Here is a 23,116-nt window from a genome sequence, read left to right as displayed (position 1 = left end):
TACATAATTTACAAGACAGGCTTAATTTTTTGTAAATAAACGTTAATTATCAATAGTTTTGGATAAAAAAAGTCTAAAAAATAAGGAAAATAGGGGATTACTTACCGATACAAAAATCGTTGAAAATACTACCTAATATCTCCTCTACATCAACTTTTCCAACGATCATACCCAAATGTCTAGTAGCTAATCTTAAATCTTCTGCTGCTTTATCAAAATCTTCTATTTCTTTTTTTTGATTAAAGTTATTCAAATGATCTAAACACTGTTCCAAATGTTGTCTGTGTCTTTCTCTAGTAATTAAAATATCATCACTAGTTATAAATTTATTTTTTAAATTATTTTTTATTTTTGAAATAAGTTCATTAATATTTTTATTATCTTTAATTGAGATTAAAACATGATTTATATTTTTAATTTCTGGATCAATTTCTTTTTCTAAAAGATCAGACTTGTTTATAACTAAAATTGCATTTTCATCTAATAAACCCTTCAAAACGTTTGTAAAATCAAGGCTTTTTGCTTCTACCACTACAAGCTTTAAATCTGCTTCTTCAGCTCTATTTAAAGATAATTTAATACCTTTTTTTTCTATCTCATCTTTAGATTCTCTTATTCCTGCCGTGTCAGATATTATTACAGGATAACCATCAATATTAAGATGAGTTTCGATAACATCTCTAGTGGTGCCTGCTATTTCAGAAACAATTGCAACATCTCTATTTGATAAATGATTTATTAAACTCGATTTCCCAGCATTAGTTGGTCCAAGAATTGCAATCTTAAAACCTTCTCTAATTCTTTCTCCAACTTTTTGATCATTTAAAATCTTTTCAATTTTTTGAATAACATCATTTGAATTATTTTTGATTTCATTCAAAATATTGTTTGGCAAATCTTCATCGGGAAAATCAATTTTAGCTTCAACATGAGACAAAATTTTTAGTAGTTTTTCTCTTAAAAAATTGAATTGATCTGCAGATTTTCCATTCATAATTTTAATTGCTTGTTGTCTTTGAATTTCTGTTTCAGATGAAATTAGATCAGCTATACTCTCTGCTTCTAGTAAGTTTATTTTTCCATTTTGAAATGCGAGTTTTGTAAATTCACCTGGCTCTGCTAATCTACAATTGTCAACTTGTGAAATGGAGGAGTGAAGAGCGTCTACAACAGCTTTACTACCATGAACTTGAATTTCAGCCATATCTTCACCTGTGTAGCTCTCAGGCCCAGGAAACCAAAGTATTATACCTTCATCAATTAGCTCTTGAGTGTTGATTTTATTGATTTTTCTTAATGTTGCTACTCTTGGAACAGGAACATCCTTTCCAGTAAGAAGTTTTATAACTTTTTGTGTTTCTTGTCCTGAAATTCTTATAACTGCTATACCTGAAATACCTGGACCAGATGATAATGCAAAAATAGACATATAATAATTTTTCTTAAACCATCTTTTTTCGATTTGTATAGTCTGTAATTTTTTTAATCAATTTTAAATTAGTTAAATTTTTCATTAAAAAGTGTTTGAATACATCTATAAAAATCCTTTGAGAATTTTTTTGTATCAAATAAGGGACTCGCTAATAACTTTTCATAAACTTCATTTCTTAAGTCTAATAACTTATCAATGTTTGAAGCATAAAATGATGCAATATCTATATAATTTTTAAAATCTTTTGCGATTAGTTTTTTCATTCCTAAATTAATATTAATAGATTCACCACACCTTGAATTAAAATTAAATCCTTTCATTACTAATATTGGAACACCCATCCACAGAGATTCGAAACTAGTTGTCACTCCATTATAAGGGAATGTGTCTAAACTTAAATCTATCTGTTTATATAGGTGTAAATGTTCTTTAAATGATTTAGTTTTTGCTTTAAACTCTATTGAGTTTGAAACACTGTATTTATTAAACCTTTCATACAATTTATTTAAATCTCTTGAAGAGCCAGACTTAAGAATTAGTTTTGAACCTTTGTTTTCTTTTAAAATTGTTGACCATGTTTCAATGGTCTCCTCACTAATTTTGGTAAAATTGTTAAAACTACCAAAAGTTATATATTTTTGTTTAATAAAAGGAGATGGATATTTTGGTCTTTCATATTTAAACCCAGAATGAACGTTCCATATGTTTGGCAAATAAACAATTTTTTCAGTATATAAATGTTTTTCGTCTGGATAAATTAAATTTTTATCAACAAAGATAAAATCCATTTCTTTTATGCCTACAGTATTGCAATATCCACACCAGTTGATCTGGATTGGTGCTATTCTATTTTTGTATAAAGCAATTCTGTTATCTGAAAGTAAACCCATAGTATCAATCATTATATCAATCTTTTGTTTTCTAATGAAATTGATAGCGTCTAAATCTTTTAAATTTTTTATGTTATAACTATTTGAAACTAATTTTTTAAATAGCTTTGTAGTTTCGTCTTGTTTTTTTATATCTATATTAAGAAATAAGTTAACCTCAAATTTATTTTTATTGTAATTTTCCAATATTGATCGTAAAAAATTATTTACTACATGATTACCTTTAATATCTGAGGACAAAATACCAACTTTAATTTTTTTCCCAATGATTTGATTTATAGGTACTAAATCAAATTCAGGAATTGCCTCCAATTTTTCATCAAATAATTTTGAATTTTCTAAAAAATTTATTTGATTCCATTTATATTTAAAGCTGTTGTGATAAATATATGAACATAAAATTAAGTGATCATTTTGTTCAAAATTCATAATTTTTTCTAAGTTTGTGATAATATTATCTACATCAGCAAATCGCTTATAAATTCTTGTAATAGCGAGCAAAATTTTTTTATTATTATCAAAGTGTTTATTATTTTTTTTATAAAAATTTATTGCTTCATAAAAATTTTCTTTACAATGGGACCTATTTCTCTCTGAAACATCCATATCGTAAAGATTTACACTAGAATTTACAAAATTATTAAATGCTCCAATTGTGTGGATACTTAAACTTTCTTTCAAGTATGCTTCTCTAAAAACTTTTATAGCTTCAATTAAATTATTTTTTGAATTACCATTTTTAAGCAATTTACAAACCCCCAATATATTTAACAATTGAGAATTTATATCTTTTTTGTCTATCTTATTTTCAACAACATCAATTATTTCATTATATTTTTTTTGATTAAAAAGTTCTGAGATATTTAGTTTTTTTTTAAGCATTAATTTGATTATTATAAATCAAATTTCTTACAAAAATAGATTTTATGAAGGCTTGTTCATTGAGTTAAAGAACTCAGCGTTATTTTTAGTATCTTTTAATTTTGAATTTATAAACTCTATTGCGTCCATGGTTCCCATTGGAGCTATAATTCTTCTTAATACATTCATTTTTTGCAAATCATTTTTATTGAATAATAGTTCTTCTCTTCTTGTTCCAGACTTTGTTATATCAATTGCAGGATAAATTCTTTTATCTGCAATTTTTCTATCTAGTACAGTTTCACTATTACCTGTTCCTTTAAATTCCTCAAAAATAACTTCATCCATTCTACTTCCAGTGTCAATCAAGGCGGTAGAAATAATTGTTAATGACCCGCCTTCCTCAATATTTCTCGCTGCACCAAAAAATCTTTTTGGTCTCTGAAGTGCATTTGCATCTACACCTCCTGTTAAGACTTTTCCTGAACTTGGTATTACAGCGTTATATGCTCTACCTAATCTTGTTATTGAATCTAGCAAGATAACAACATCTTTTTTGTGCTCAGTTAATCTTTTTGCTTTTTCTATAACCATCTCAGCAACAGCTACGTGTCGTTGTGCTGGTTCATCAAAAGTAGAACTAATTACTTCACCTTTTACAGTTCTTTGCATATCTGTAACTTCCTCTGGACGTTCGTCTATCAATAAGACTATAAGGTAACACTCTGGATAATTTTTAGCTATCGAGTTTGCTATGCTTTGTAAAATCATAGTTTTACCTGCTTTTGGTGGCGAGATAATTATTGATCTTTGACCTTTCCCAATTGGACTAACTAAATCAATTAATCTTGGGGTAAGATCTGGCTTTTTTTCTACCTTAGTTGTTTCAATTTCCATTACCAATTGTTTGTCTGGATATAATGGGGTCAAGTTATCAAACGCAATCTTGTGTCTTGCTTTTTCTGGTTCTTCAAAATTAATCTTGCTTACTTGTAACAATGCAAAATATCTTTCTCCCTCTTTGGGTGCTCTAACTGGCCCTTCAACAGTATCTCCTGTTCTTAAACCAAATTTTCTTACTTGGCTTGGACTAACATATATGTCATCCGGTCCTGGAAGATAGTTAGACTCCATTGCTCTAAGAAAACCAAAACCATCTTGTAACAACTGCAAGACTCCTACACCGGTTATTTCCTCTTTTTCAGCAACTTTTTTAAGAATGGCAAAAAGAATTTCTTGCTTTCTTAATGTGCTAGCATTTTCAATCCCAAGCTCTTCTGCCTGTGTAATGAGCTGTTCAGATGATTTAAGTTTTAGTTCTTGAATGTTCATGATTATTTTTTTGATAAGGACTTATCAGTTTTTATAATATATATGCTGTTTTTGTTATTTCAACCCTAGATTGGCTTAAAAATAGCTAAAAATACAACAATAATTAAAATTACAGTTGGTACTTCATTAATAATTCTAAAAAATTTAGAAGATCTGGTGTTTTTTTCATTTTTCAATGCTTGAAGACATTTGCCTAAATATTTATGATAAATTGATAGAAATAATACCAACACCAATTTGATTTGCATCCATAAATTTGAAAAAACTTCGAAGCCAATTAAATAAATTAATATTAATCCAAAAGCCCATGTTAGCAACATAGCAGGACGCATAATATAATTATATAGTCTCTTCTCCATCAAAATAAAAATATCATTGGTTTCTTTTTTTTCTTTGTTTTCAACATGATAAACAAAAATTCTTGGAAGATATAAAAGACCAGCCATCCAGGAAACAACGGCAATTAAATGTAAGGACTTAAAAAGCAAATAAGTATTCATTAATCAAATGTTTTTTTCAATTAAAGATTTTAATAAAATAATATGGTCCTCATTGTCATTTAAACATGGAACCATATCAAAGTTTTTTCCTCCAGCATTTATAAAATTTTCTTTACCTTGAATTAATATTTCTTCTAATGTTTCCACACAATCAGATGAAAAGCCTGGACAAATTGTGAGGATATTTTTAATTCCTTCTTTGGGTAAATTTTCTAATGTTTTGTCGGTGTACGGTTGAAGCCATTCTTGTGGACCAAATCTTGACTGAAAGGTAGTTTTGATTTTTATAAAATTAAACTTTTCTGAAATAAGTCTTGTTGTTTTATGACAATAGCAATGATACGGGTCTCCTTTATCAAAATATTTTTTTGGTATTCCGTGGTATGAAGCTATGATTAAGTCTGGTTTCCAGTTAATTTCATTAATTTTTTTATTAATTGAATTAACTAGTGCTTCAATGTAGAGAGGATTAGATTCATAGTGTGGTATTATTTTAAGGGAAGGTTGCCATCTCATTTTCATTAATGTTCTATAAACTTCATCACAAACAGTTGCTGTTGTTGCTGCTGCATATTGAGGATAGAGAGGAAGTATAACTAAATTTTCACAACCCATCTCGTGTAATTTGTGTATTTTACTTTTTATGCTTGGATTTCCGTATCTCATTGCAAAATCTAAAACAATATTTTCTTTTTGTAATAACTCGGAAGTTTTTTCACTTTGGTTTTTTGTATAATATAAAAGGGGAGACATATTTTCGTTTTTCATCCAAATTTCTTTATAAGCCTTGGCAGTTTTGGAAGGTCTAAAAGTTAGGATAAATAAATTTAAAATTATTTGCCAAACTATAGGATTTACTTCAATTACTCTTCTGTCTGACAGAAATTCCTTTAAATACTTTCTAATATCAAGCCAATTTGTCGAGTCTGGGGTGCCCAAATTAATTATAAGAACTCCTGTTTTCCCATATTTTATTGGCGGATGATTTTTATCCATAATTTAATTATTTTTTACTATTTCAATTAAGTTTGCAACCATCTCTGGATTGGTTTCAGGAAGAATACCATGTCCTAAATTAAATATATAAGGATGATCCTTGAAAATTTCTAAATATTTAGAAGTTTCTTTTTTCAAATTTTCATAGTCTGTTAAAAGAATTTTGGGATCTAAACCTCCTTGAATAGGAATTTTGATATCTTTAAGTATTTTTTTAGGATCAACATTATAATCAATACTTATTGCATCAGGTTTAACTATCTCACAAAATTCTTTATAATTTTTAATCTCTCTTGGAAAACATATTACCGGTACATTTAAAGATTTTACATACTCTACTAAATTTAAAGTAGGTGTGTAAATGTAATTTGGTAAATCTTTTTCCTCTAATAAACCAGCCCAACTATCAAAAATTTGGATAATATTTGCTCCATTATCTATTTGGTTTTTAATATGTACTTTTAAAAATTTTTCTATGATTAATAAAATTCTATTGATTAAAAAGTCATCTTTAAAAAAATTTTCATTTAAATCTTTTTTTGGAGATTTTAAATTAATCATATAGACTAGAAGAGTCCAGGGAGCACCTACAAATCCAATAGTGTTTTTATCTTTTACAATTGTATCAGAACTTACTTTTTTTATTGCTTTATAAACAGGATATATTTTTTCAACAAAATCTACTTCATCTAATTTTGCTATCTCATTTAGATCTAGACTATCTAATTTAGGACCAAAATTTTTCTCAAATTTTACTTTTTGACCTAAGCCATAAGGTAACATTAAAATATCAGAAAAAATTATTGCAGCGTCAATATTAAATCTTTTCAGTGGTTGTAGTGTTATTTCGGCAGATAAATTATCATTTAAACATAAATTAATAAAATCAGGATTTTTTTTTCTGATTTCTCTAAATTCAGGTAAATACCTACCTGCTTGTCTCATTATCCAGATAGGATTAAATGAAGTATCTTTATTGTAAATTATTTTGTTTAAAGGTTTCATATAAAAGTCTTATAAATTATTGTAGTATTAATATATCTTGTGAATAAAGGAGATTATTTTTTATAAACATTATACTTACAATTTATCAACAAGTTCGATGATTAAAATTGTTTAAAATGAAGCTTTTTTGATTATCTTAATTTTTGTGTATTGTTTTAGCTTATTTATTATTATTGTTAATAAAATTCAGGTTTTACAGATGTTATTGGAGAAATTTAAAATTGTGTAATTTAATCAAAATAATACAGAGTTTATTAACAATTTATTTATGAGTAATACATATCAAATTTATTTAATTTCTGACTCAACTGGAGAAACTTTAGATAGAATATTTTTAGCTCTTAAAGCACAATTTTTAAACATAGAATATAAAGTTAATTCTTATTCATTTACAAGAACAGAAAATCAAATTTTAAAAATCTTAGAAAATGCAAGAAAAAATGAAAATTCAATAATTCTATATACTATTGTAGATAATAACCTTGCTAAGTATTTAGCTAACGAGAGTCAAAATAAGAAAATACCATGTTTTGGAGTATTAGGTAATTTAATTTTAAATTTTTCTAAAATTTTAAATCAAAAAGCTACCCACGAGCCAAGTGGACAACACGTTTTGAATGATGAGTATTATGACAGAATTGAAGCAATTCAATTCACAATGAATCATGATGATGGAAATTTGATTAATGAAGTTGAAAAATCTGATATTATTCTTGTTGGTGTCAGTAGAACCAGTAAAACACCAACTTCTATTTATCTTGCTAACAAGGGCTTTAAGACATCAAATATACCTTTAGTTAATGAAAACTCCTTACCAGAAAAACTTAAAAAAAATCCTCATATAACTTGTGTTGTTGGATTGAGTACAGAACCCGAACGACTAGCAGATTTAAGAAAAAATAGAATGAATTCATTAAAAGAAACAGAAAGTATAGATTACACCAACTTAGAGAGTATAAAAAAAGAAGTTCTTCAAGCAAAAAAAACATTTCAAAAGTACAAATGGCCTTTAATAGATGTAACAAGAAAATCAGTTGAAGAGACCGCTGCCTCAATAATTAAAATACACGAAATATATTCAAACAATGTTAAGTAAAATTATTCTAGCGTCAAAAAGTAAGGTTAGAAAAAATATTCTCGATAAAAATAATATAGAAGTTATTGTGGAGCCTTCAAACGTTGATGAAGATATTGTAAAAATATCATTACTCAAAGAAAATGCTAGTCCAGAAATTATTTCAAAAAATCTAGCAGAGCTGAAAGCAAATAAAGTTAGTGCTAAAATTCAAGACAAAATAGTCCTTGGTGCAGATAGCGTTATTGATTTAGATGGAGAGTTAATTTCAAAACCTGAGAGTAGACAGGAAGCGATGGATATATTAAGGAAACTTAATGGTAAAATGCATTTATTAATAAGCTCTGTTTGTATTTCAAAAAATGGATCAATGATTTGGAACCACACAGACAAAGCAACTTTAATAATGAAAAGTTTTTCAGATTCAGAATTAGCAGAATATTTATCTAAAATATCAGATGAAAATCTTTATGCTTATAATGTCTATCAAATAGAAGGAGAGGGCAGAAATTTGTTCAGCAGCATAAAAGGAGACGAAGATACGATAATGGGCCTACCTATAAAAAAAATTAAGGAATATTTAAATCTACAAAAATGAAAAAATATTTTGTAATTGGAAACCCAATCAGTCATTCATTATCACCAAAATTGCATAACTATTGGCTAAAAGAAAACAATATTAACGCAGTTTATGAAAAAATTAAACTTGAAGAAAACGAAATTAAAGATTTTTTTCTTAAAATAAAAAATCAAGAAATAAATGGTTGTAATGTTACTGTTCCGTTTAAAAAATCAGTAATTCCTTTTTTAGATAAGTTAAGTGAAGAAGCAGAACAGACACAGTCAGTAAATACCATTTGCATTCATAACGGTGTCGTTGTTGGTCACAATACAGATATAATTGGTTTTCACAAAGCTATAAATAGTTTGAACTACAAAATTAAAGATAAAAAAATTTTAATTTTAGGTGCTGGTGGCGTAGTCCCATCATTAATTTTTGCTTTAAACAAAATGGAGGCTTCAGAAATAACTATAAGCAACAGAACTATTAAAAAAGCTGAGGATTTAAAAATTCAATTTAATAAAATTAATACTGTAGGTTGGGGTGAGTTGCCCGATTTTGATATGATTATAAATGCAACCAGTTTAGGTTTAAATAATGAGACCATCAATTTAAACACTTCTAATATTGGTGCAGATAAGTTGTTTTATGATGTTATTTATAATCCTAAAGAAACTAATTTTTTAAAATTAGGAAAAAAATTAGGTAACCAAATAGAAAATGGTAAACTAATGTTTATTTATCAAGCATTTGAAGCATTTAAATTGTGGCATGATGTTGAGCCTAACGTAAGTGAAAAAGTGTTAAAATTATTGGATCATGATTAAGATATGCATAATTGGTGAAATTGGTTCTGGAAAAACTTTTGTAGCAAATAACTTTGGATATCCAGTTTTTAATGCAGATCATGAAGTAGAAAAAATTTATAAAAAAAACAAAAAAATTTTTTTAAAATTAAGAAATGAACTTCCGCAATACATAACTAAATTTCCTATAGATAAGAATGAAATTATAAATGCAATTTTGAATAATCGGCATAATTTAAGAAAAATAATTAAAATTGTACACAAAGAGGTAAGAAAAAAACTTAATGTTTTCTTAAAGAATAATAAAAATAAAAAAATTGTAGTTTTGGATATTCCATTATTAATTGAAAACAAACTTTACAACAAAAAAGATTTATTGATTTTTGTTGATTCTAAAAAAAAAGACATTGATAAAAAACTAAAAAAAAGACCTAAGTTCAATTCAAAACTTTTGAAAATTTTTAGAAAAATTCAGTTAAGTCCAAATTATAAGAAGAAAAAATCTCATTATATAATTAAAAATACATTTACAAAAAAACCTGTTAAAAATGAAATTGCTAAAATTATAAATAAAATTTTATAAATGAAAGAAATCGTTTTAGATACAGAAACAACTGGAATATCAGTAAAAGACGGTCATAGAATAGTTGAAATAGGATGTATCGAATTAGATAATCTGGTGCCAATAAATAAGTTTCATACTTATTTAAACCCCGAAAGAAAAGTTTCTGACAAAGCATTTGAGGTTCATGGTTACTCAGATGATTTTTTATCAAAACAAAAGAAATTTTCTGAAATAGTAGATGATTTTCTTGATTTTATCGAAGGCAAAAATTTAATTATTCATAATGCAGAATTTGATGTTAGTCATTTAAATAATGAGCTCTCTTTGATAGGAAAAAAAAAAATTAGTAATGTAATAATTGATACTTTAGAATTAGCTAGATTAAAATTTCCAGGGACATCATCAAGTTTGGATGCATTGTGTAAGAGATATAGAATTGATAACTCTAGGAGAGTACAACATACAGCGTTAATTGACTGCGATCTTTTAGCTAAAGTTTATATAAATTTAATAGATCAAAAAGAGCCAGCACTTGACTTTAAAAATGATAATAATTTTGAAACAAAAAAATTAAATTCACAAGTTTCTTACTTTAAAAAAGTTGTTACTCCTTCAAAAGATGAAATATTAATGCATAAAGAATATTTGAAAAATTATTTAAAAAAAAATTATTTTAATTAAATCTTTTCATATAAAGATCTTCAAAATCTATTTTTTTTTCTAATTTAACACCTTCATAACCTGAATTATGAAGCATATTTAAAAATGATTTTTCAAGATCAGGATATATTTTAATTTGTGCATCACATAAAATTATTCTTTCTAGATCTTTTTTTTCTTTAACCTCATCATTTATTTTGACGATTGTTGCATAATTCATTTCAAAATATGATTTATGTGCTGAGTTTTCTTTGTCTTCAAATTTTAAGATTGTGTTTATTTCAACCATTTTGTTTTTTAAAGGTTTTGAATTGATATCAATATTTAGTTGATATTTTAAAATATTATCTTTTACATATACATAAGTCTCAGTGTCCTTTGTTTCACTTGACATATCTTTAATGAATTTTCCTAAAATTTTAAATTTATCTGTCATTTTTTTCGTCTAAATCTTCGTATTCGCCATCAATAAAATTTTTGTTTCTGGTATTTACAGTATTAAATTTTTTAAACAAACGATTAAATATAAATTTTCTAGTTAATGGAAAAATTAACAATAAGCCTAGTAGGTCAGTAGCAAATCCTGGAATTATTAATAATAAAGCCGCAAAAGCAATAACTGCACCAGATAAAATTTCATAAGCAGGAGTTTCGTTTTGTTTTAATTGGTTGAACGCTGATCTTAGGGTATTTAAGCCTTCATATTTTGCATAATATACTCCTACAATAGCTGTGATAAATATTAAAAATATTGTTGTTATTGCACCTATTTGAGCCCCTATCTTAATTAAAAGATAAATTTCAATTGCTGGTACAAAAATAATTGTTAAAAATATTGGGTTCATTTGTCCTTAATCTAAATTGCCGGTTGAAATTAATCAACAGAGTAATTACTATCTAACTATGAATTACAGTTTTGAGTACATCGATATAATATTACTTGCTATGATTGCAGGTTTTATTTTTTTAAGATTAAGAGGCATTCTCGGAAAAAGAACAGGTTTTGAGGGAAAATCTCCAGCTCAATTTAAAGAGGTTTTAAAAAATATTAAAGTTGATCAATCAACAAAACCCAAAGAAAGTTTTGATGATGAAGCACAAAAAGAATTCTTAAAAGGTGCTAAAATTGCTTATGAAACCATTATTACAGACTTTAGCGATAATGATAATAAAATTACAAATGCAAAGCCATTGCTAAATAAAGATATATTAAATCAATTTAATGAAGCACTAAAGGATAGAGCCAAAAGAGGCCATTTTGCAGAAATAACTTTTATTGGTGTAAATAAAGCAGATATCAAAGAGCATAAAAAAATTGGAAATATTTTAAATGTAACAGTAGATTTTATTGCAGAGGTCATTACTTGTATCAAGGATAAGGAAAATAAAGTTATTTCAGGAGATCCAGAAAAAATTAAAAAAATATATGATACTTGGGTTTTTTCTAGAGACACTACTTCAGTAAATCCAAATTGGCAGCTAGTTAATATATTAACTTAATTGAACGATAATATTTCAGATAAAGATAAAAAAGATTGGCAAACTTTTGTTTTAAGCAAAGATAAATTACCAAATAAAGATTTTAAACTACAAAAGCAGAATACGCCAAAAGTAAGATCTATTGATCTTCATGGATACACTTTAGAACAAGCAAATAATACTATAGAGAAATTTATATTAAAAGCGTATGAGGAAAAGGTTGGTAAACTAATCGTTGTTACAGGAAAAGGAATTCACTCAGATGTTGAAAATGATCCTTATGTTTCAAAAGATCTAAGTATTTTGAAATATTCAGTACCTGAATTTATTAACAATAATCAAAATTTAATGAAGGTCATAAATGATATACAGGATGCTACTATAGAAGATGGAGGTAGTGGGGCTTTTTATATATTTTTAAAAAAAAATAAATTTATAGAATAAATTTAGATAGATCGGTATCTTTAACGAGGTTATCAAGATTTTTATTAATATACTCTTTATCAATTACAATTTTTTCACCAGCCCTATCAGTTGCTGTGAAGCTTATATCATCTAATATTTTTTCAATTATAGTATGGAGTCTCCTTGCACCAATGTTTTCTACTGTTGCATTTACTTCAGATGCAATATTTGCAATTGTATCAATACCATCATCAGAAAATTCAAGATCAACATTTTCGGTTTTTAAAAGAGCTACATATTGTTTTATTAAACTGTAGTCTGGTTCTTTTAAAATTCTTTTAAAATCTCCGCTAGTTAAAGCTTCTAGCTCAACTCTTATCGGTAATCTTCCTTGTAATTCTGGTAGCAGATCAGATGGTTTTGCAAGTTGGAAAGCACCTGATGCAATAAATAAAATATGATCAGTTTTAATTGGACCATGTTTAGTATTCACAGTTGTTCCCTCGATAAGAGGTAATAAATCTCTTTGTACTCCTTCTCTAGAAACATCACCACCAACACGATCAGTTCTTGCTGAAATTTTATCTATTTCATCTAAAAATACTATACCGTTATTTTCTGTTGATAATTTAGCGGCTTTAACGATTTTATCTTGTTCAATTAGTTTGTCTGACTCATCATTTATTAAAATCTCATGAGACTCTTTAACTGTCATTTTTTTCTTTTTTTCTTTGTTACCCATAGACTTGCCAATCATTTCCCCAATGTTTATCATTCCAACATTAGCACCTGGCATTCCCGGGATTTCAAAAGACGTACCATTTGAGCCTGTATCACTTACAGCGATTTCTATTTCATTATCATCTAAGTCACCATTCCTTAGCCTTTTTCTAAAACTTTCTCTTGTTGCAAGGCTTGCTTTTTTTCCAACCAAAGCATCTAGTACTTTTTCCTCAGCTGCTTTTTGTGCTTGCGCATAAACTTCTTTCCTTTTTTTTACTTTTTCCATTGCAATTGCAATTTCAATTAAGTCTCTAACAATCTGTTCTACATCTCTTCCAACATATCCAACTTCTGTAAATCTTGTTGCCTCAACTTTAACAAAAGGAGCTTCAGCTAGTTTTGAAAGTCTTCTAGAAATTTCTGTCTTTCCAACTCCTGTTGGTCCAATCATTAAAATATTTTTTGGAAGAACTTCATTTTTCATTTCACCTTTCAAAGCCTGTCTTCTCCATCTATTTCTTAATGCAACAGCTACAGCTTTTTTTGCTTTATTTTGTCCAACAACAAAACGATCTAATTCTGAAACTATTTCTCTTGGTGAAAGAGCACTTACTAGAGAAGCTTCTTCTTTTTGAGTTTTCTCTTTTGGGTGTAGTGGGGTTACGTTTGAATTATCCATTAGATTTTTTCAATTTTAACATTTTCGTTTGTAAAAACACATATATCGGCTGCAACTTTAATAGCTTTTTTTGCAACATCTTCTGCGGATAAATCACCTTCAATTAAAACTTTTCCTGCAGCTAAAGCGTAATTCCCACCTGAACCTATTCCAATTACGTCACCCTCAGGCTCTAAAACATCTCCAGTTCCAGAAATTATATAACTATTATTTTTGTCACCAACAGCCATTAATGCTTCTAATCTTCTTAAGTATTTATCAGTTCGCCAATCTTTTGCTAACTCAACTGCAGCTCTAGATAAATTACCAGCATGTTTTTCTAATTTTCCCTCTAGTCTTTCAAATAAAGTTAATGCATCAGCTGTCGATCCTGCAAATCCTGCTACGACATCTCTTTTTTCAATTTTTCTAACTTTAGATGCTGTGCTTTTGACAACTGTATTTCCCATACTAACTTGTCCGTCACCAGCAACTACAACTTCATTATTTTTTCTAACCAGTACAATTGTTGTCATATCTAGTAAATGGTAACTATTTTTGATACTTCAAGTCTTTACACTAATATTGATATAGTTGGATTAAGTATGTATACCATTTAAAATATATGGCTAGAAAAGGAAAAGTATCACGAAAAACAAAAGAAACTAGTATCAATGTTGAATTAAACATTGATGGTAAAGGTAAATACCAAATTGATACTGGAATAGGTTTTTTAGATCATATGCTTGAACAATTATCAAAGCATTCATTAATAGATTTAAAAGTTAAAGCAAAAGGCGATACCCATATTGATCTTCACCACACCACAGAAGATACAGGGATTGCAATTGGAGAAGCTTTAAAAAAAGCTGCAAAAAAATTTGTTGGTATTAAAAGATATGCACACAGAGTTATCCCTATGGACGAAACATTAACTAGAGTTGCAATAGATGTTTCAAACAGACCTTATTTAATTTGGAAAGTAAAATTAAAAGTTGAGAAACTTGGCGAGATGGATACAGAACTGTTTAAGGAATGGTTCCAGGCATTTTCACAGTCCGCAGGCATCACAATGCATGTTGAAAATATTTATGGTGATAACAGTCACCACATTATTGAGTCTTGTTATAAAGCATTAGCAAGATCATTAAGAGAGGCATTAGAGATGGATCCTAGAAGCAAAAAAAGTATTCCATCAACTAAAGGCTCATTATAAGTTTAATGAACGTCACTATTGTTGATTATAATTCGGGTAATATAAGCTCTGTAATTAACTCGTTTAACGAAGTTGCCAAAGACAAAGTAAATATCGAAGTAACCTCAGATTTAAACAAGATTAAATCTTCTGATAAAGTAGTTTTGCCAGGGCAAGGTTCGTTTAAAAGTTGTGTCGATGCATTAAACAATATCGATGGTTTAGCTGATGCTTTGAATGAATTTGTAACCAATAATAAAAAACCTCTTCTTGGTATTTGTGTTGGGTTACAAATGTTTGCGGACATTGGATATGAAGAAATAGAAACCAAAGGTCTTGGTTGGATATCTGGCAAGGTATCTAAAATAGATAATCAATATGGAAAATTTAAACTTCCTCATATTGGATGGAATGAAATTGATATAAAGAAAGATAGTAAAATATTTAAAGGTATTGAAAATAAATCTCATATGTACTTTGTGCATAGTTATGAGTTTGTTCCTGAAGATAAAAATGTGATTTCTGCAACTACAAATTATTCATCAAATATTGTTTGTTCTGTTGAAAAGGAAAATATTTTTGGAACCCAATTTCACCCTGAAAAGAGTGATAAAATTGGACTTAAAATAATTGAAAATTTTATAAAGATATAATGAAAATTATTTTATTTTTATTATGTTTGGCAACCTTAGTTTCTTGCAACAATGCTTATGAAACCAAAGTAAATGATAACAATGAAAAACAAAATAAAATAATTATGAAAGTGACAGCTGCAACTGACATTAAAGTAAAAAAATGAAAATATTTCCTGCTATTGATATTAAAGACAAGAAGTGCGTGAGGTTGGTTAAAGGAGACTTTGATAACAAAACTGAATATGAAATGTCTCCAATAGAACAGGCTGGAAAATATAGTGACCATGGTTTTAAAAACTTACATATAGTTGATTTGGATGGGGCATTAACTGGTGAAACAATTAATTTAGATATTATTCAAGAAATAGTTAATAAATTTAATCTTAAAATTGAGATTGGTGGAGGTATAAGAAATTTTGAAAGTATTCAGAAATATACTGATGCTGGCGTTGAAAAAATTATTTTAGGAAGTGCTGCCATAAAAGACAAAAATTTTTTAAAAGAAGCTTGTAAAAAATTTCCAGACAAAATTGCTTTAGGTTTAGATGCTAAAGATGGTTATTTGTCTGTTTCTGGTTGGAAAGAAAATTCAGATCAATTGACTTTAGATTACCTAAAAGAAGTGAATGATTTTGGTGCCAGTAGATTGATTTATACTGATATCAATAGAGATGGGATGAAGCAAAGTCCAAATTTTGAGGAGACATTAAAAGTTGCAGATATCTCAAATTGTCCTGTGATTATATCTGGTGGCGTTTCCTCAATTGATGATATTAAAAAAGCCAAGGAATTAAATAATAAAAATATCGAGGGCATAATAGTTGGAAAAGCTATTTATGACGGTGATATTAAACTGGATGAATTAGTTAAGGAAGTAGATGCTTAAAAATAGAATAATACCTTGCTTAGATGTTAAAAATGGCCGTGTTGTAAAAGGAATTAACTTTGTTGATCTACAGGATGCAGGCGATCCAGTTGAACAGGCTAAAATTTATTCTGATGGAGGAGCAGATGAAATTTGTTTCTTAGATATTACTGCATCAAACGAAAATAGAAATACAATTTATGATGTTGTAGAGAAAACTTCTAAAAAATGCTTTGTTCCATTAACAGTTGGAGGAGGTATTAGAAGCGTTGATGATATAAATAAATTACTTAATTGTGGAGCAGATAAAGTTTCTATTAATACTGCAGCAGTTCAATATCCAGAAGTAATAGTTGAAAGCTCAAAAAAATTTGGTTCACAATGTATTGTGGTTGCTATTGATGCAAAAAAAGATGGAGATAAATGGGAAATTTTTACACATGGTGGAAGAAACAATACTGGAATTGATGCAATAGAATTTGCATCAAAAATAGAAAGTAGTGGAGCAGGTGAGCTATTGGTAACATCAATGGATAGAGATGGCACTCAAGCAGGTTATGATATTGAGCTTATGTCTAAAATTTCATCCAGGGTAAATATTCCTGTCATTGCATCAGGTGGGGTAGGGAAACTAGATCATTTAGTTGATGGAATTAGATTGGGAAATGCTAGCGCAGTCTTAGCAGCATCGATATTTCATTATGGCAAACACTCTGTAAAAGAGGCGAAGGAATATCTGGATTCAAAAGGAATACCTGTTAGAATTTAATATGCTTAATACATTAGAAAATTTAATTAAACTTGCAAGAGAGAGAAAAAATAATCCCCTTGAAGGTTCTTATACAAACAAATTACTTACAGATAAATCTCTCAGTAAAGCAAAAGTCTTAGAAGAAATTGATGAATTAATTGAAGCTATAGAAGAAAATACAAATAAAATACACGAAGCTGCTGACGTATTTTATCATTTATTAATGTATTTAGAAGCTAATGATGTAAAAATTGAAGAAGTAATGGAAGAATTAGAAAAAAGGAAAAAATGAGCTACGATGACAATAATATTTTTGCTAAAATTTTAAGTGGAGAGATACCCTGTAATAAAATTTACGAAGATGATTATGTTTTGTCATTTCATGATATCAACCCACAAAAGAAAATTCATGCTTTAGTAATCCCTAAAGGAAAATATATAGATCTTGATGATTTTAGTATGAATGCATCTTCAGAAGAGATGGTGGGCCTTTTGAAGGGTATTAATATAGTTGCAAAAAAACTAGGTATTTCAACAAAAGTAGGCCAAGGTTATAGGGCGCTAGCTAATATTAGTGAGCATGGTGGTCAAGAGGTTCCTCATTTGCATTTTCATTTATTTGGTGGCGAACCTGTTGGAAAAATGGTCGAGTGACAGAAGAAGTTAAAAGAAATTATCTAGAGATAAACTCACTGCATGATTTAAAAGATGGTGAATTACCTTCTGAAGATTATAAAGTTAATTTGATTGAACCGACCGATTTCCAGTTAAATAAATTTTTTTATAAAAATATAGGTAAAAAACATAAATGGATTGATAGATTAATATGGACAGAAGAGCAGTGGATCAAATACGTATCCAACAAAAATGTTAAAACATTTGTATTAAAAAATAAAAAAAATTTGGTAGGTTTTTTTGAATTAATTATCCATCCAGATAAGAAAGAGGTAGAGATTGCATATTTTGGAATATTAGAAGAATATCAGAATAAAAAATTAGGATCATTTTTGTTATCAGATGCCATTAAAAAATCATTTCAAGAAAAAGTAGATAGAGTTTGGCTTCATACTTGTTCATTGGATCATAAAAATGCACTAAATAATTATCTAGCTAGAGGAATGAAAATATTTAAATCAGAAATTGTTAAAATTTAATTTTGAAGAGGAGTTTTAAATATTTTTTCGTCAACAATTTGATTTGATTTAACTGAATAAAGGAGTGTGACAGCAATATTTTGATAAACATCCTTAGTTTGCCAGCCAATTAAATTATAATTATTTATATCAAAAAAAATATCTATCGATTGATTATTTTCATTTATTGTAAACTTGACCAGAGAATTATTAATAATTTCTTCGTTTAATTCGGCTATTTTTTTTAATAAGAAATTTTTATCTAAAATAAAATTTAATGGTGTTTTATCCAATGGATACCTGTAATAGCTAGAAGTAGATTTTATAACTAAAGATTTTCCATTTGAAACTATAACTTTGTTTTTTTGATCATACGCACAAAACATTTTTTTTGGATATTGAATTGTACAGTTTCCAAACTCAATTTTTCCATTTATACTTTGTTCAAAATCAAAATTTAAATTTAAGGTATCTTTTAATTTATTAATTATTTGACTTTTATTGTTTGCACTTACTTCATTAGATAAACTAATTAGATAAACCAATAGCAACAATCTCAACATCAAAGAACGTCTCTTTTACCCACATGATTTGCTTTGCTAACAATTCCATCAGCTTCCATCATATCAATTATTCGTGCAGCTCTATTGTACCCAATTTGAAGTTTTCTTTGTAAAAACGAGGTAGAGGCCTTTCCTTCAGATCTAATTATTTCAACTGCTTGTAGATATAATTCATCTTTATCTCCTTGATCTGTATTTGATCCCAACTCTTTCTCGTCTGCAAAATTTAAGATTTCATCAATATAATCTGGTTCAGCTTGTGATCTTAAAAAATTGTTTATTTTCTCTATTTCATTATCTGAGACAAATGGAGCATGAATTCTTACTATTCGATTAGCAGATGACATATAAAGCATGTCTCCCTTTCCTAATAACTGTTCTGCTCCTTGTTCACCAAGAATTGTTCTACTATCTATTTTTGAAGTTACTTGAAAAGATATTCTTGTTGGAAAATTAGCTTTAATTGTACCTGTTATTACGTCAACACTAGGTCTTTGTGTAGCCATAATAATATGAATACCAGCTGCTCTAGCCATTTGAGATAATTTTTGAATATAATTTTCTATTTCTTTACCTGCCACTAACATTAAGTCTGACATTTCATCTACCACCACAACTATGTAGGGCATTGGAAGTTTATGCTTGGCATTGTAACCATCAATATTCCTAACTCCTTCTTTCGTCATTAATCTGTATCTACTTTCCATTTCTTTTACGACCCAACCAAGTACTGACGCAGCTTTTTTTGCTTCAGTTATTACAGGGCAAAGTAAGTGAGGTATGCCTTCATATGTTGAAAGCTCAAGCATTTTAGGATCAATTAATATAAACTTACATCTTTCAGGTGTGTGACGGTAAAGAAGAGATAAAATAATTGTATTAATGCAAACAGATTTTCCTGAACCTGTAGTACCAGCAATCAGCAAATGCGGCATAGAAGATAGATCTCCTACAATAGATTTTCCAGAAATATTTTTACCAAGAGCTATTGGTAATTTAGTTTCCTTCTTTTTAAAATCAGCGTTATTTAGAATTTCACTTAGATAAACGTTTTCTCTTGAATTATTTGGTAATTCAATTCCTACAGTATTGCTGCCTGGTATAGTTGAAATTCTAGCAGATTCAGAGCTAGTATTTCTAGCAATATCATCTGATAAATTTATAATTTTAGAAACTTTTACGCCAGCAGCTGGCTCAAATTCATTGAGAGTTACAACTGGACCATGACTTACTTTTTGAATTTCGCCCTTAACTCCAAAGTCCATTAGAATTTTTTCTAAAAATTTAGGGTCATTAGTTTCATTTTTATTTGAGTTTTCTCTTTCTTTCTTAGTTGGAACTTTTAATAATTCTATTTTTGGTAATTGAAACTTATTTTTAGAATTTGATTTATTTTCTGCTTTGATAAATGGTAAGTCTTCTTGTATTAAGTTTTTGATTTCCTCTTGAGGAATATATTCACTTATAAGTTCACTTTTATCAGTGTAAGATTTATTTTCTTTTTTATTAAAAAATTTAAAAATTTTAATTAAAAAATTATAAAATTTAATAGGGTGAAAATTTACACTTAATAAAAATAAAGTAATTATCAGTATAATTAGAACATAGTAAATTAATGTTTCATTTGTAAGAATTATTGTGTTTAAAAAAGTTTGTCCAAAATAGTCTCCTACAAAACCTCCATTTCCATTTATATAAAGTGTAAAAGCATTAGAATAAAAATGGTTTAAAAATAACGTTCCAATTATAATATATAATATTGCTATAAAAGTATTTTCAATTATTAAAAAAAACTCCTTTAATCGAAATATATTGATACCAGTAATTATGTATGTGAAAGAAATAAGATAAGCAATGAATCCAAAAGATTGAAAAAACAGATCAGAAATAAAACTTCCTTGAAAACCTAATAAATTTTTAATTTCAGTATCTTTAGGAAAAATAAAGTTAGGGTCTTCAGGTGAATATGAAAAAAGTGCAATAAATAAAAGTATACCAGCGGAGAAAATTACTATACCAGATATTTCTGCTAATCGCTTTAAAGTAAAATTAAGTAATAAATTAGCTGTTTTTTTAATGTCCATTTATACAAATCAATTATACCACTTTGTATCATCTAATTTTTGTTGTTAAAATTAAAAATAATATGAGGATTTGTTTAATAGGAAGTGGATTAACTAGTTTAGCTTTAGCTAAAGTTTTAGTTAATCAGAATATACATGTAGATATTTTAAGAGATAAAAAAAAACAAATAATAGATCAATCTAGGACTATAGGTATTACAAAAAGTAATGTTGAATATTTTAATAATAATATAGTCAACATTGATAAAATAATTTGGAAATTAAATAAAATCGAAATTCTTTCTGACAAACTAAATAAAGAAAAATTGTTGGAGTTTCAAAATAATAATCAAGAACTTTTTTCAATGGTTAGAAGTTTTGATCTTTATAATATTTTAGAAAAAAGTCTCAAAAAAAGTAAATTTTTTAAAATACAAAATCAAATAAATTTAGAAAATATTCAGAACAAATATAATCTTTTAATAAATTTAAATTTTACAAATTTAATTGCAAAAAAATTTTTTAGTAAAAAAATTATCAAAAAATATAAAAGCTTAGCTTACACTTTAATACTAGAACATGAGAAAATCGATAATAAAATTGCACGACAAGTGTTTACAAAGATTGGACCTTTGGCATTTTTACCTATTTCTGATAAAGAAACTTCTATTGTTTATTCTATAAAAAATAGTACTCAAATTAAAAAAGAAAATTTAATAGAACTTATAAACTTACATAATCCAAAATATAAAATTAAAAAAATTAAAAAAATATCTTCATTTGAATTATTCTCTGTAAGTTTAAGAAATTATTATCATAAAAATATACTGGCTTTTGGTGAATTAACTCACAAAATACATCCTTTAGCTGGACAAGGTTTTAACATGACAATTAGAGATATAAAAATTTTATTAGAGATAATTCAAAATAAAATAGATCTTGGATTAGCATTAAATAGTTCTGTTAATAAAGAATTTCAAAAAAATACGAAACATAAAAATTTTATTTTTTCAAACGGGATCGATTTTATTTATGAATTTTTTAACCATGAGAGTAAGGCTAAAAATAACTTTCTCTTAAATTCTTTAAAATATTTAGGAAGCAAAAATTCTATAAATAACGTGCTAAAAAAATTAGCAGATACTGGTTTGAATTATTGATTATTGAATAGTGTTATTTTCATAGATATCGTGAGTATATGTTTTTAATATCTCAGCAATTTTATTTTTTCTAATATCTAAATTTTGGGCTTCCAATAAAACTTGTTTTTCTTCTAATGAAAAAGGTGAGGCCATCGCTAAGGCATTTATTGTTTCATCTAAACTTTGTTTTTCTAGTGCTTTCCAATTAATGATAAAACCTTTTTTTTCAAACAAAGATTTTAGGTCTTTGAAGATTAATTCTAAATCTGAAAATTTAAGATCTTCTTTTTTATTATCTAAATCTTGAATATAATCATTATAATCTACATGCAAAATTCTATATTTAGTTACAGTCTCTAATTCTTTGACAGATTTAAATCTTGCGACCCCCTTTAATTCTATTAAATACCTACCATCTTCTGTTTCTTTAAAACTAGTTATTTTACCAATACAACCCACTTTATGAAGTTCAGGTTGAACTTTTTGATAGCTAGATGATTGAGGTTGTATTATTCCTATTATCTTGTTTGATTTCATACTATCGTTAATCATATCAATATAACGAGGTTCAAAGATATTTAATGGGACTGTAGTTTTTGGAAAAATGATAAAATTACTTAATGGAAATACAGGAATATTAATTGGTAGATCTTCTTTTTTCATAATAAAATTAAATATAACATAGAAAATGTAAATTAGTATTGATTGAATTAAAAAAAGTGTTTAGTTATAATATTTTTTTAAGCGGGCATAGCTCAGTGGTAGAGCGTCTCGTTGCCAACGAGAAGGTCGAGGGTTCGACCCCCTTTGCCCGCTCCAA

Annotated in this window: 29 protein-coding genes and 1 tRNA gene; 17 read left to right on the top strand and 13 right to left on the bottom strand. The window is 27.5% G+C overall.

The features are described from left to right. Positions 1-97: 97 nt before the first annotated feature. The 6 genes from mnmE to hemE form a co-directional block, all read right to left on the bottom strand. Positions 98-1,429 carry a tRNA uridine-5-carboxymethylaminomethyl(34) synthesis GTPase MnmE gene (gene mnmE, locus ACTTBK_RS06480; RefSeq protein WP_440619191.1) on the bottom strand — a complete coding sequence of 444 codons (1,332 nt, stop codon included), beginning with the start codon at positions 1,427-1,429 and terminating at the stop codon, positions 98-100. Positions 1,430-1,497: 68 nt separating this feature from the next. Then, positions 1,498-3,204, bottom strand: a complete 1,707-nt coding sequence (locus ACTTBK_RS06475; protein WP_440619189.1) for an O-linked N-acetylglucosamine transferase, SPINDLY family protein — start codon at positions 3,202-3,204, stop codon at positions 1,498-1,500. A gap of 42 nt (positions 3,205-3,246) precedes the next feature. Beyond that, positions 3,247-4,515 (bottom strand): transcription termination factor Rho, encoded by a 1,269-nt coding sequence (gene rho, locus ACTTBK_RS06470; protein WP_440619188.1) that lies wholly within the window; start codon positions 4,513-4,515, stop codon positions 3,247-3,249. A 65-nt stretch (positions 4,516-4,580) separates the two neighbouring features. Next, a complete protein-coding gene (gene hemJ, locus ACTTBK_RS06465) occupies positions 4,581-5,015 on the bottom strand; it encodes a protoporphyrinogen oxidase HemJ (protein WP_440619186.1) in 435 nt (144 codons plus the stop codon). A gap of 3 nt (positions 5,016-5,018) precedes the next feature. Next, positions 5,019-6,011 (bottom strand): ferrochelatase, encoded by a 993-nt coding sequence (gene hemH, locus ACTTBK_RS06460; RefSeq protein ID WP_440619184.1) that lies wholly within the window; start codon positions 6,009-6,011, stop codon positions 5,019-5,021. Positions 6,012-6,014: 3 nt separating this feature from the next. Continuing rightward, the gene (gene hemE / locus ACTTBK_RS06455; RefSeq protein WP_440619183.1) at positions 6,015-7,016 is read right to left on the bottom strand and encodes a uroporphyrinogen decarboxylase; all 1,002 of its coding nucleotides are present in this window, start codon (positions 7,014-7,016) and stop codon (positions 6,015-6,017) included. A 268-nt stretch (positions 7,017-7,284) separates the two neighbouring features. Between hemE and ACTTBK_RS06450 the strand changes: the two genes are divergently transcribed. The 5 genes from ACTTBK_RS06450 to dnaQ are packed head-to-tail and all read left to right on the top strand — an operon-like array spanning position 7,285 to position 10,705. After that, positions 7,285-8,112 (top strand): pyruvate, water dikinase regulatory protein, encoded by an 828-nt coding sequence (locus ACTTBK_RS06450; RefSeq protein WP_440619182.1) that lies wholly within the window; start codon positions 7,285-7,287, stop codon positions 8,110-8,112. Further along, on the top strand, positions 8,102-8,689 hold the full coding sequence (locus ACTTBK_RS06445) for a Maf family protein (protein WP_440619181.1): 588 nt from the start codon (positions 8,102-8,104) through the stop codon (positions 8,687-8,689). Before ACTTBK_RS06450 ends, ACTTBK_RS06445 begins: the two co-directional genes overlap by 11 nt. Continuing rightward, a complete protein-coding gene (aroE, locus tag ACTTBK_RS06440; RefSeq protein ID WP_440619179.1) occupies positions 8,686-9,480 on the top strand; it encodes a shikimate dehydrogenase in 795 nt (264 codons plus the stop codon). The genes ACTTBK_RS06445 and aroE overlap by 4 nt, the downstream gene beginning before the upstream one ends. Then, entirely contained in the window at positions 9,473-10,042 is a 570-nt protein-coding gene (gene coaE, locus ACTTBK_RS06435; RefSeq protein ID WP_440619177.1) for a dephospho-CoA kinase, read from the top strand. The genes aroE and coaE overlap by 8 nt, the downstream gene beginning before the upstream one ends. After that, on the top strand, positions 10,043-10,705 hold the full coding sequence (dnaQ, locus tag ACTTBK_RS06430; RefSeq protein ID WP_440619176.1) for a DNA polymerase III subunit epsilon: 663 nt from the start codon (positions 10,043-10,045) through the stop codon (positions 10,703-10,705). It begins immediately after the preceding gene. On the opposite strand, the gene ACTTBK_RS06425 is transcribed toward dnaQ, so the two are convergent. Further along, a complete protein-coding gene (locus ACTTBK_RS06425) occupies positions 10,698-11,120 on the bottom strand; it encodes a protein-export chaperone SecB (RefSeq protein WP_440619174.1) in 423 nt (140 codons plus the stop codon). The genes dnaQ and ACTTBK_RS06425 overlap by 8 nt on opposite strands. After that, on the bottom strand, positions 11,110-11,529 hold the full coding sequence (locus tag ACTTBK_RS06420; protein WP_440619172.1) for an FxsA family protein: 420 nt from the start codon (positions 11,527-11,529) through the stop codon (positions 11,110-11,112). Before ACTTBK_RS06420 ends, ACTTBK_RS06425 begins: the two co-directional genes overlap by 11 nt. 58 nt (positions 11,530-11,587) lie before the next feature. On the opposite strand from ACTTBK_RS06420, the gene ACTTBK_RS06415 reads away from it, so the two are divergent. Together ACTTBK_RS06415 and ACTTBK_RS06410 are read left to right on the top strand one after the other, a co-directional pair. After that, a complete protein-coding gene (locus ACTTBK_RS06415; RefSeq protein WP_440619171.1) occupies positions 11,588-12,184 on the top strand; it encodes a Tim44/TimA family putative adaptor protein in 597 nt (198 codons plus the stop codon). Next, positions 12,185-12,607 (top strand): Smr/MutS family protein, encoded by a 423-nt coding sequence (locus tag ACTTBK_RS06410; RefSeq protein WP_440619169.1) that lies wholly within the window; start codon positions 12,185-12,187, stop codon positions 12,605-12,607. It abuts the gene before it with no gap. Here ACTTBK_RS06410 and hslU read toward each other — a convergent pair. Both hslU and hslV read right to left on the bottom strand, forming a co-directional pair. Next, positions 12,597-13,970 (bottom strand): ATP-dependent protease ATPase subunit HslU, encoded by a 1,374-nt coding sequence (hslU, locus tag ACTTBK_RS06405; RefSeq protein WP_440619168.1) that lies wholly within the window; start codon positions 13,968-13,970, stop codon positions 12,597-12,599. The genes ACTTBK_RS06410 and hslU overlap by 11 nt on opposite strands. Continuing rightward, positions 13,970-14,485 (bottom strand): ATP-dependent protease subunit HslV, encoded by a 516-nt coding sequence (gene hslV, locus ACTTBK_RS06400; RefSeq protein ID WP_440619166.1) that lies wholly within the window; start codon positions 14,483-14,485, stop codon positions 13,970-13,972. Before hslV ends, hslU begins: the two co-directional genes overlap by 1 nt. Positions 14,486-14,574: 89 nt before the next feature. Between hslV and hisB the strand changes: the two genes are divergently transcribed. From hisB to ACTTBK_RS06360, 8 genes are read left to right on the top strand one after another with little or no spacing between them, the layout of a single operon-like run. After that, entirely contained in the window at positions 14,575-15,165 is a 591-nt protein-coding gene (gene hisB, locus ACTTBK_RS06395) for an imidazoleglycerol-phosphate dehydratase HisB (protein WP_440619165.1), read from the top strand. A gap of 5 nt (positions 15,166-15,170) precedes the next feature. Continuing rightward, entirely contained in the window at positions 15,171-15,797 is a 627-nt protein-coding gene (gene hisH, locus ACTTBK_RS06390; protein ID WP_440619164.1) for an imidazole glycerol phosphate synthase subunit HisH, read from the top strand. After that, complete coding sequence (locus ACTTBK_RS06385) at positions 15,797-15,943, top strand: hypothetical protein (RefSeq protein WP_440619163.1); 147 nt, start codon at positions 15,797-15,799, stop codon at positions 15,941-15,943. The genes hisH and ACTTBK_RS06385 overlap by 1 nt, the downstream gene beginning before the upstream one ends. After that, positions 15,940-16,665: a 1-(5-phosphoribosyl)-5-[(5-phosphoribosylamino)methylideneamino]imidazole-4-carboxamide isomerase gene (hisA, locus tag ACTTBK_RS06380; RefSeq protein WP_440619162.1), complete on the top strand. Its 726-nt coding sequence runs from the start codon at positions 15,940-15,942 to the stop codon at positions 16,663-16,665. Before ACTTBK_RS06385 ends, hisA begins: the two co-directional genes overlap by 4 nt. Continuing rightward, on the top strand, positions 16,658-17,413 hold the full coding sequence (hisF, locus tag ACTTBK_RS06375) for an imidazole glycerol phosphate synthase subunit HisF (RefSeq protein ID WP_440619160.1): 756 nt from the start codon (positions 16,658-16,660) through the stop codon (positions 17,411-17,413). The genes hisA and hisF overlap by 8 nt, the downstream gene beginning before the upstream one ends. 1 nt (position 17,414) lies before the next feature. Then, complete coding sequence (hisE, locus tag ACTTBK_RS06370) at positions 17,415-17,687, top strand: phosphoribosyl-ATP diphosphatase (protein WP_440619159.1); 273 nt, start codon at positions 17,415-17,417, stop codon at positions 17,685-17,687. After that, positions 17,684-18,049 carry an HIT domain-containing protein gene (locus ACTTBK_RS06365; protein ID WP_440619158.1) on the top strand — a complete coding sequence of 122 codons (366 nt, stop codon included), beginning with the start codon at positions 17,684-17,686 and terminating at the stop codon, positions 18,047-18,049. Before hisE ends, ACTTBK_RS06365 begins: the two co-directional genes overlap by 4 nt. Then, a complete protein-coding gene (locus ACTTBK_RS06360) occupies positions 18,046-18,549 on the top strand; it encodes a GNAT family N-acetyltransferase (RefSeq protein ID WP_440619157.1) in 504 nt (167 codons plus the stop codon). The genes ACTTBK_RS06365 and ACTTBK_RS06360 overlap by 4 nt, the downstream gene beginning before the upstream one ends. Here the strand turns inward: ACTTBK_RS06360 and ACTTBK_RS06355 are convergent. After that, positions 18,546-19,091, bottom strand: coding sequence for a LolA family protein (locus ACTTBK_RS06355; RefSeq protein ID WP_440619156.1), 546 nt, complete (start codon positions 19,089-19,091; stop codon positions 18,546-18,548). The two genes, ACTTBK_RS06360 and ACTTBK_RS06355, sit on opposite strands and share 4 nt — an antisense overlap. Continuing rightward, positions 19,091-21,175, bottom strand: a complete 2,085-nt coding sequence (locus tag ACTTBK_RS06350) for a DNA translocase FtsK (protein WP_440619155.1) — start codon at positions 21,173-21,175, stop codon at positions 19,091-19,093. Before ACTTBK_RS06350 ends, ACTTBK_RS06355 begins: the two co-directional genes overlap by 1 nt. 62 nt (positions 21,176-21,237) lie before the next feature. Between ACTTBK_RS06350 and ACTTBK_RS06345 the strand changes: the two genes are divergently transcribed. Continuing rightward, positions 21,238-22,314 carry a ubiquinone biosynthesis protein UbiB gene (locus tag ACTTBK_RS06345; protein ID WP_440619153.1) on the top strand — a complete coding sequence of 359 codons (1,077 nt, stop codon included), beginning with the start codon at positions 21,238-21,240 and terminating at the stop codon, positions 22,312-22,314. On the opposite strand, the gene ACTTBK_RS06340 is transcribed toward ACTTBK_RS06345, so the two are convergent. Beyond that, entirely contained in the window at positions 22,315-22,959 is a 645-nt protein-coding gene (locus tag ACTTBK_RS06340) for an LON peptidase substrate-binding domain-containing protein (protein WP_440619152.1), read from the bottom strand. Between the two features lie 81 nt (positions 22,960-23,040). Here ACTTBK_RS06340 and ACTTBK_RS06335 point away from each other — a divergent pair. After that, positions 23,041-23,115: transfer RNA gene (locus tag ACTTBK_RS06335), tRNA-Gly, on the top strand. Position 23,116: the final 1 nt, after the last annotated feature.

Source organism: Candidatus Pelagibacter sp. HIMB1493, assembly GCF_052047995.1.
Lineage (GTDB): Bacteria > Pseudomonadota > Alphaproteobacteria > Pelagibacterales > Pelagibacteraceae > Pelagibacter.
Note: the sequence above shows the minus strand (reverse complement) of the source record. Positions and strands in the feature narration are given on the sequence as shown.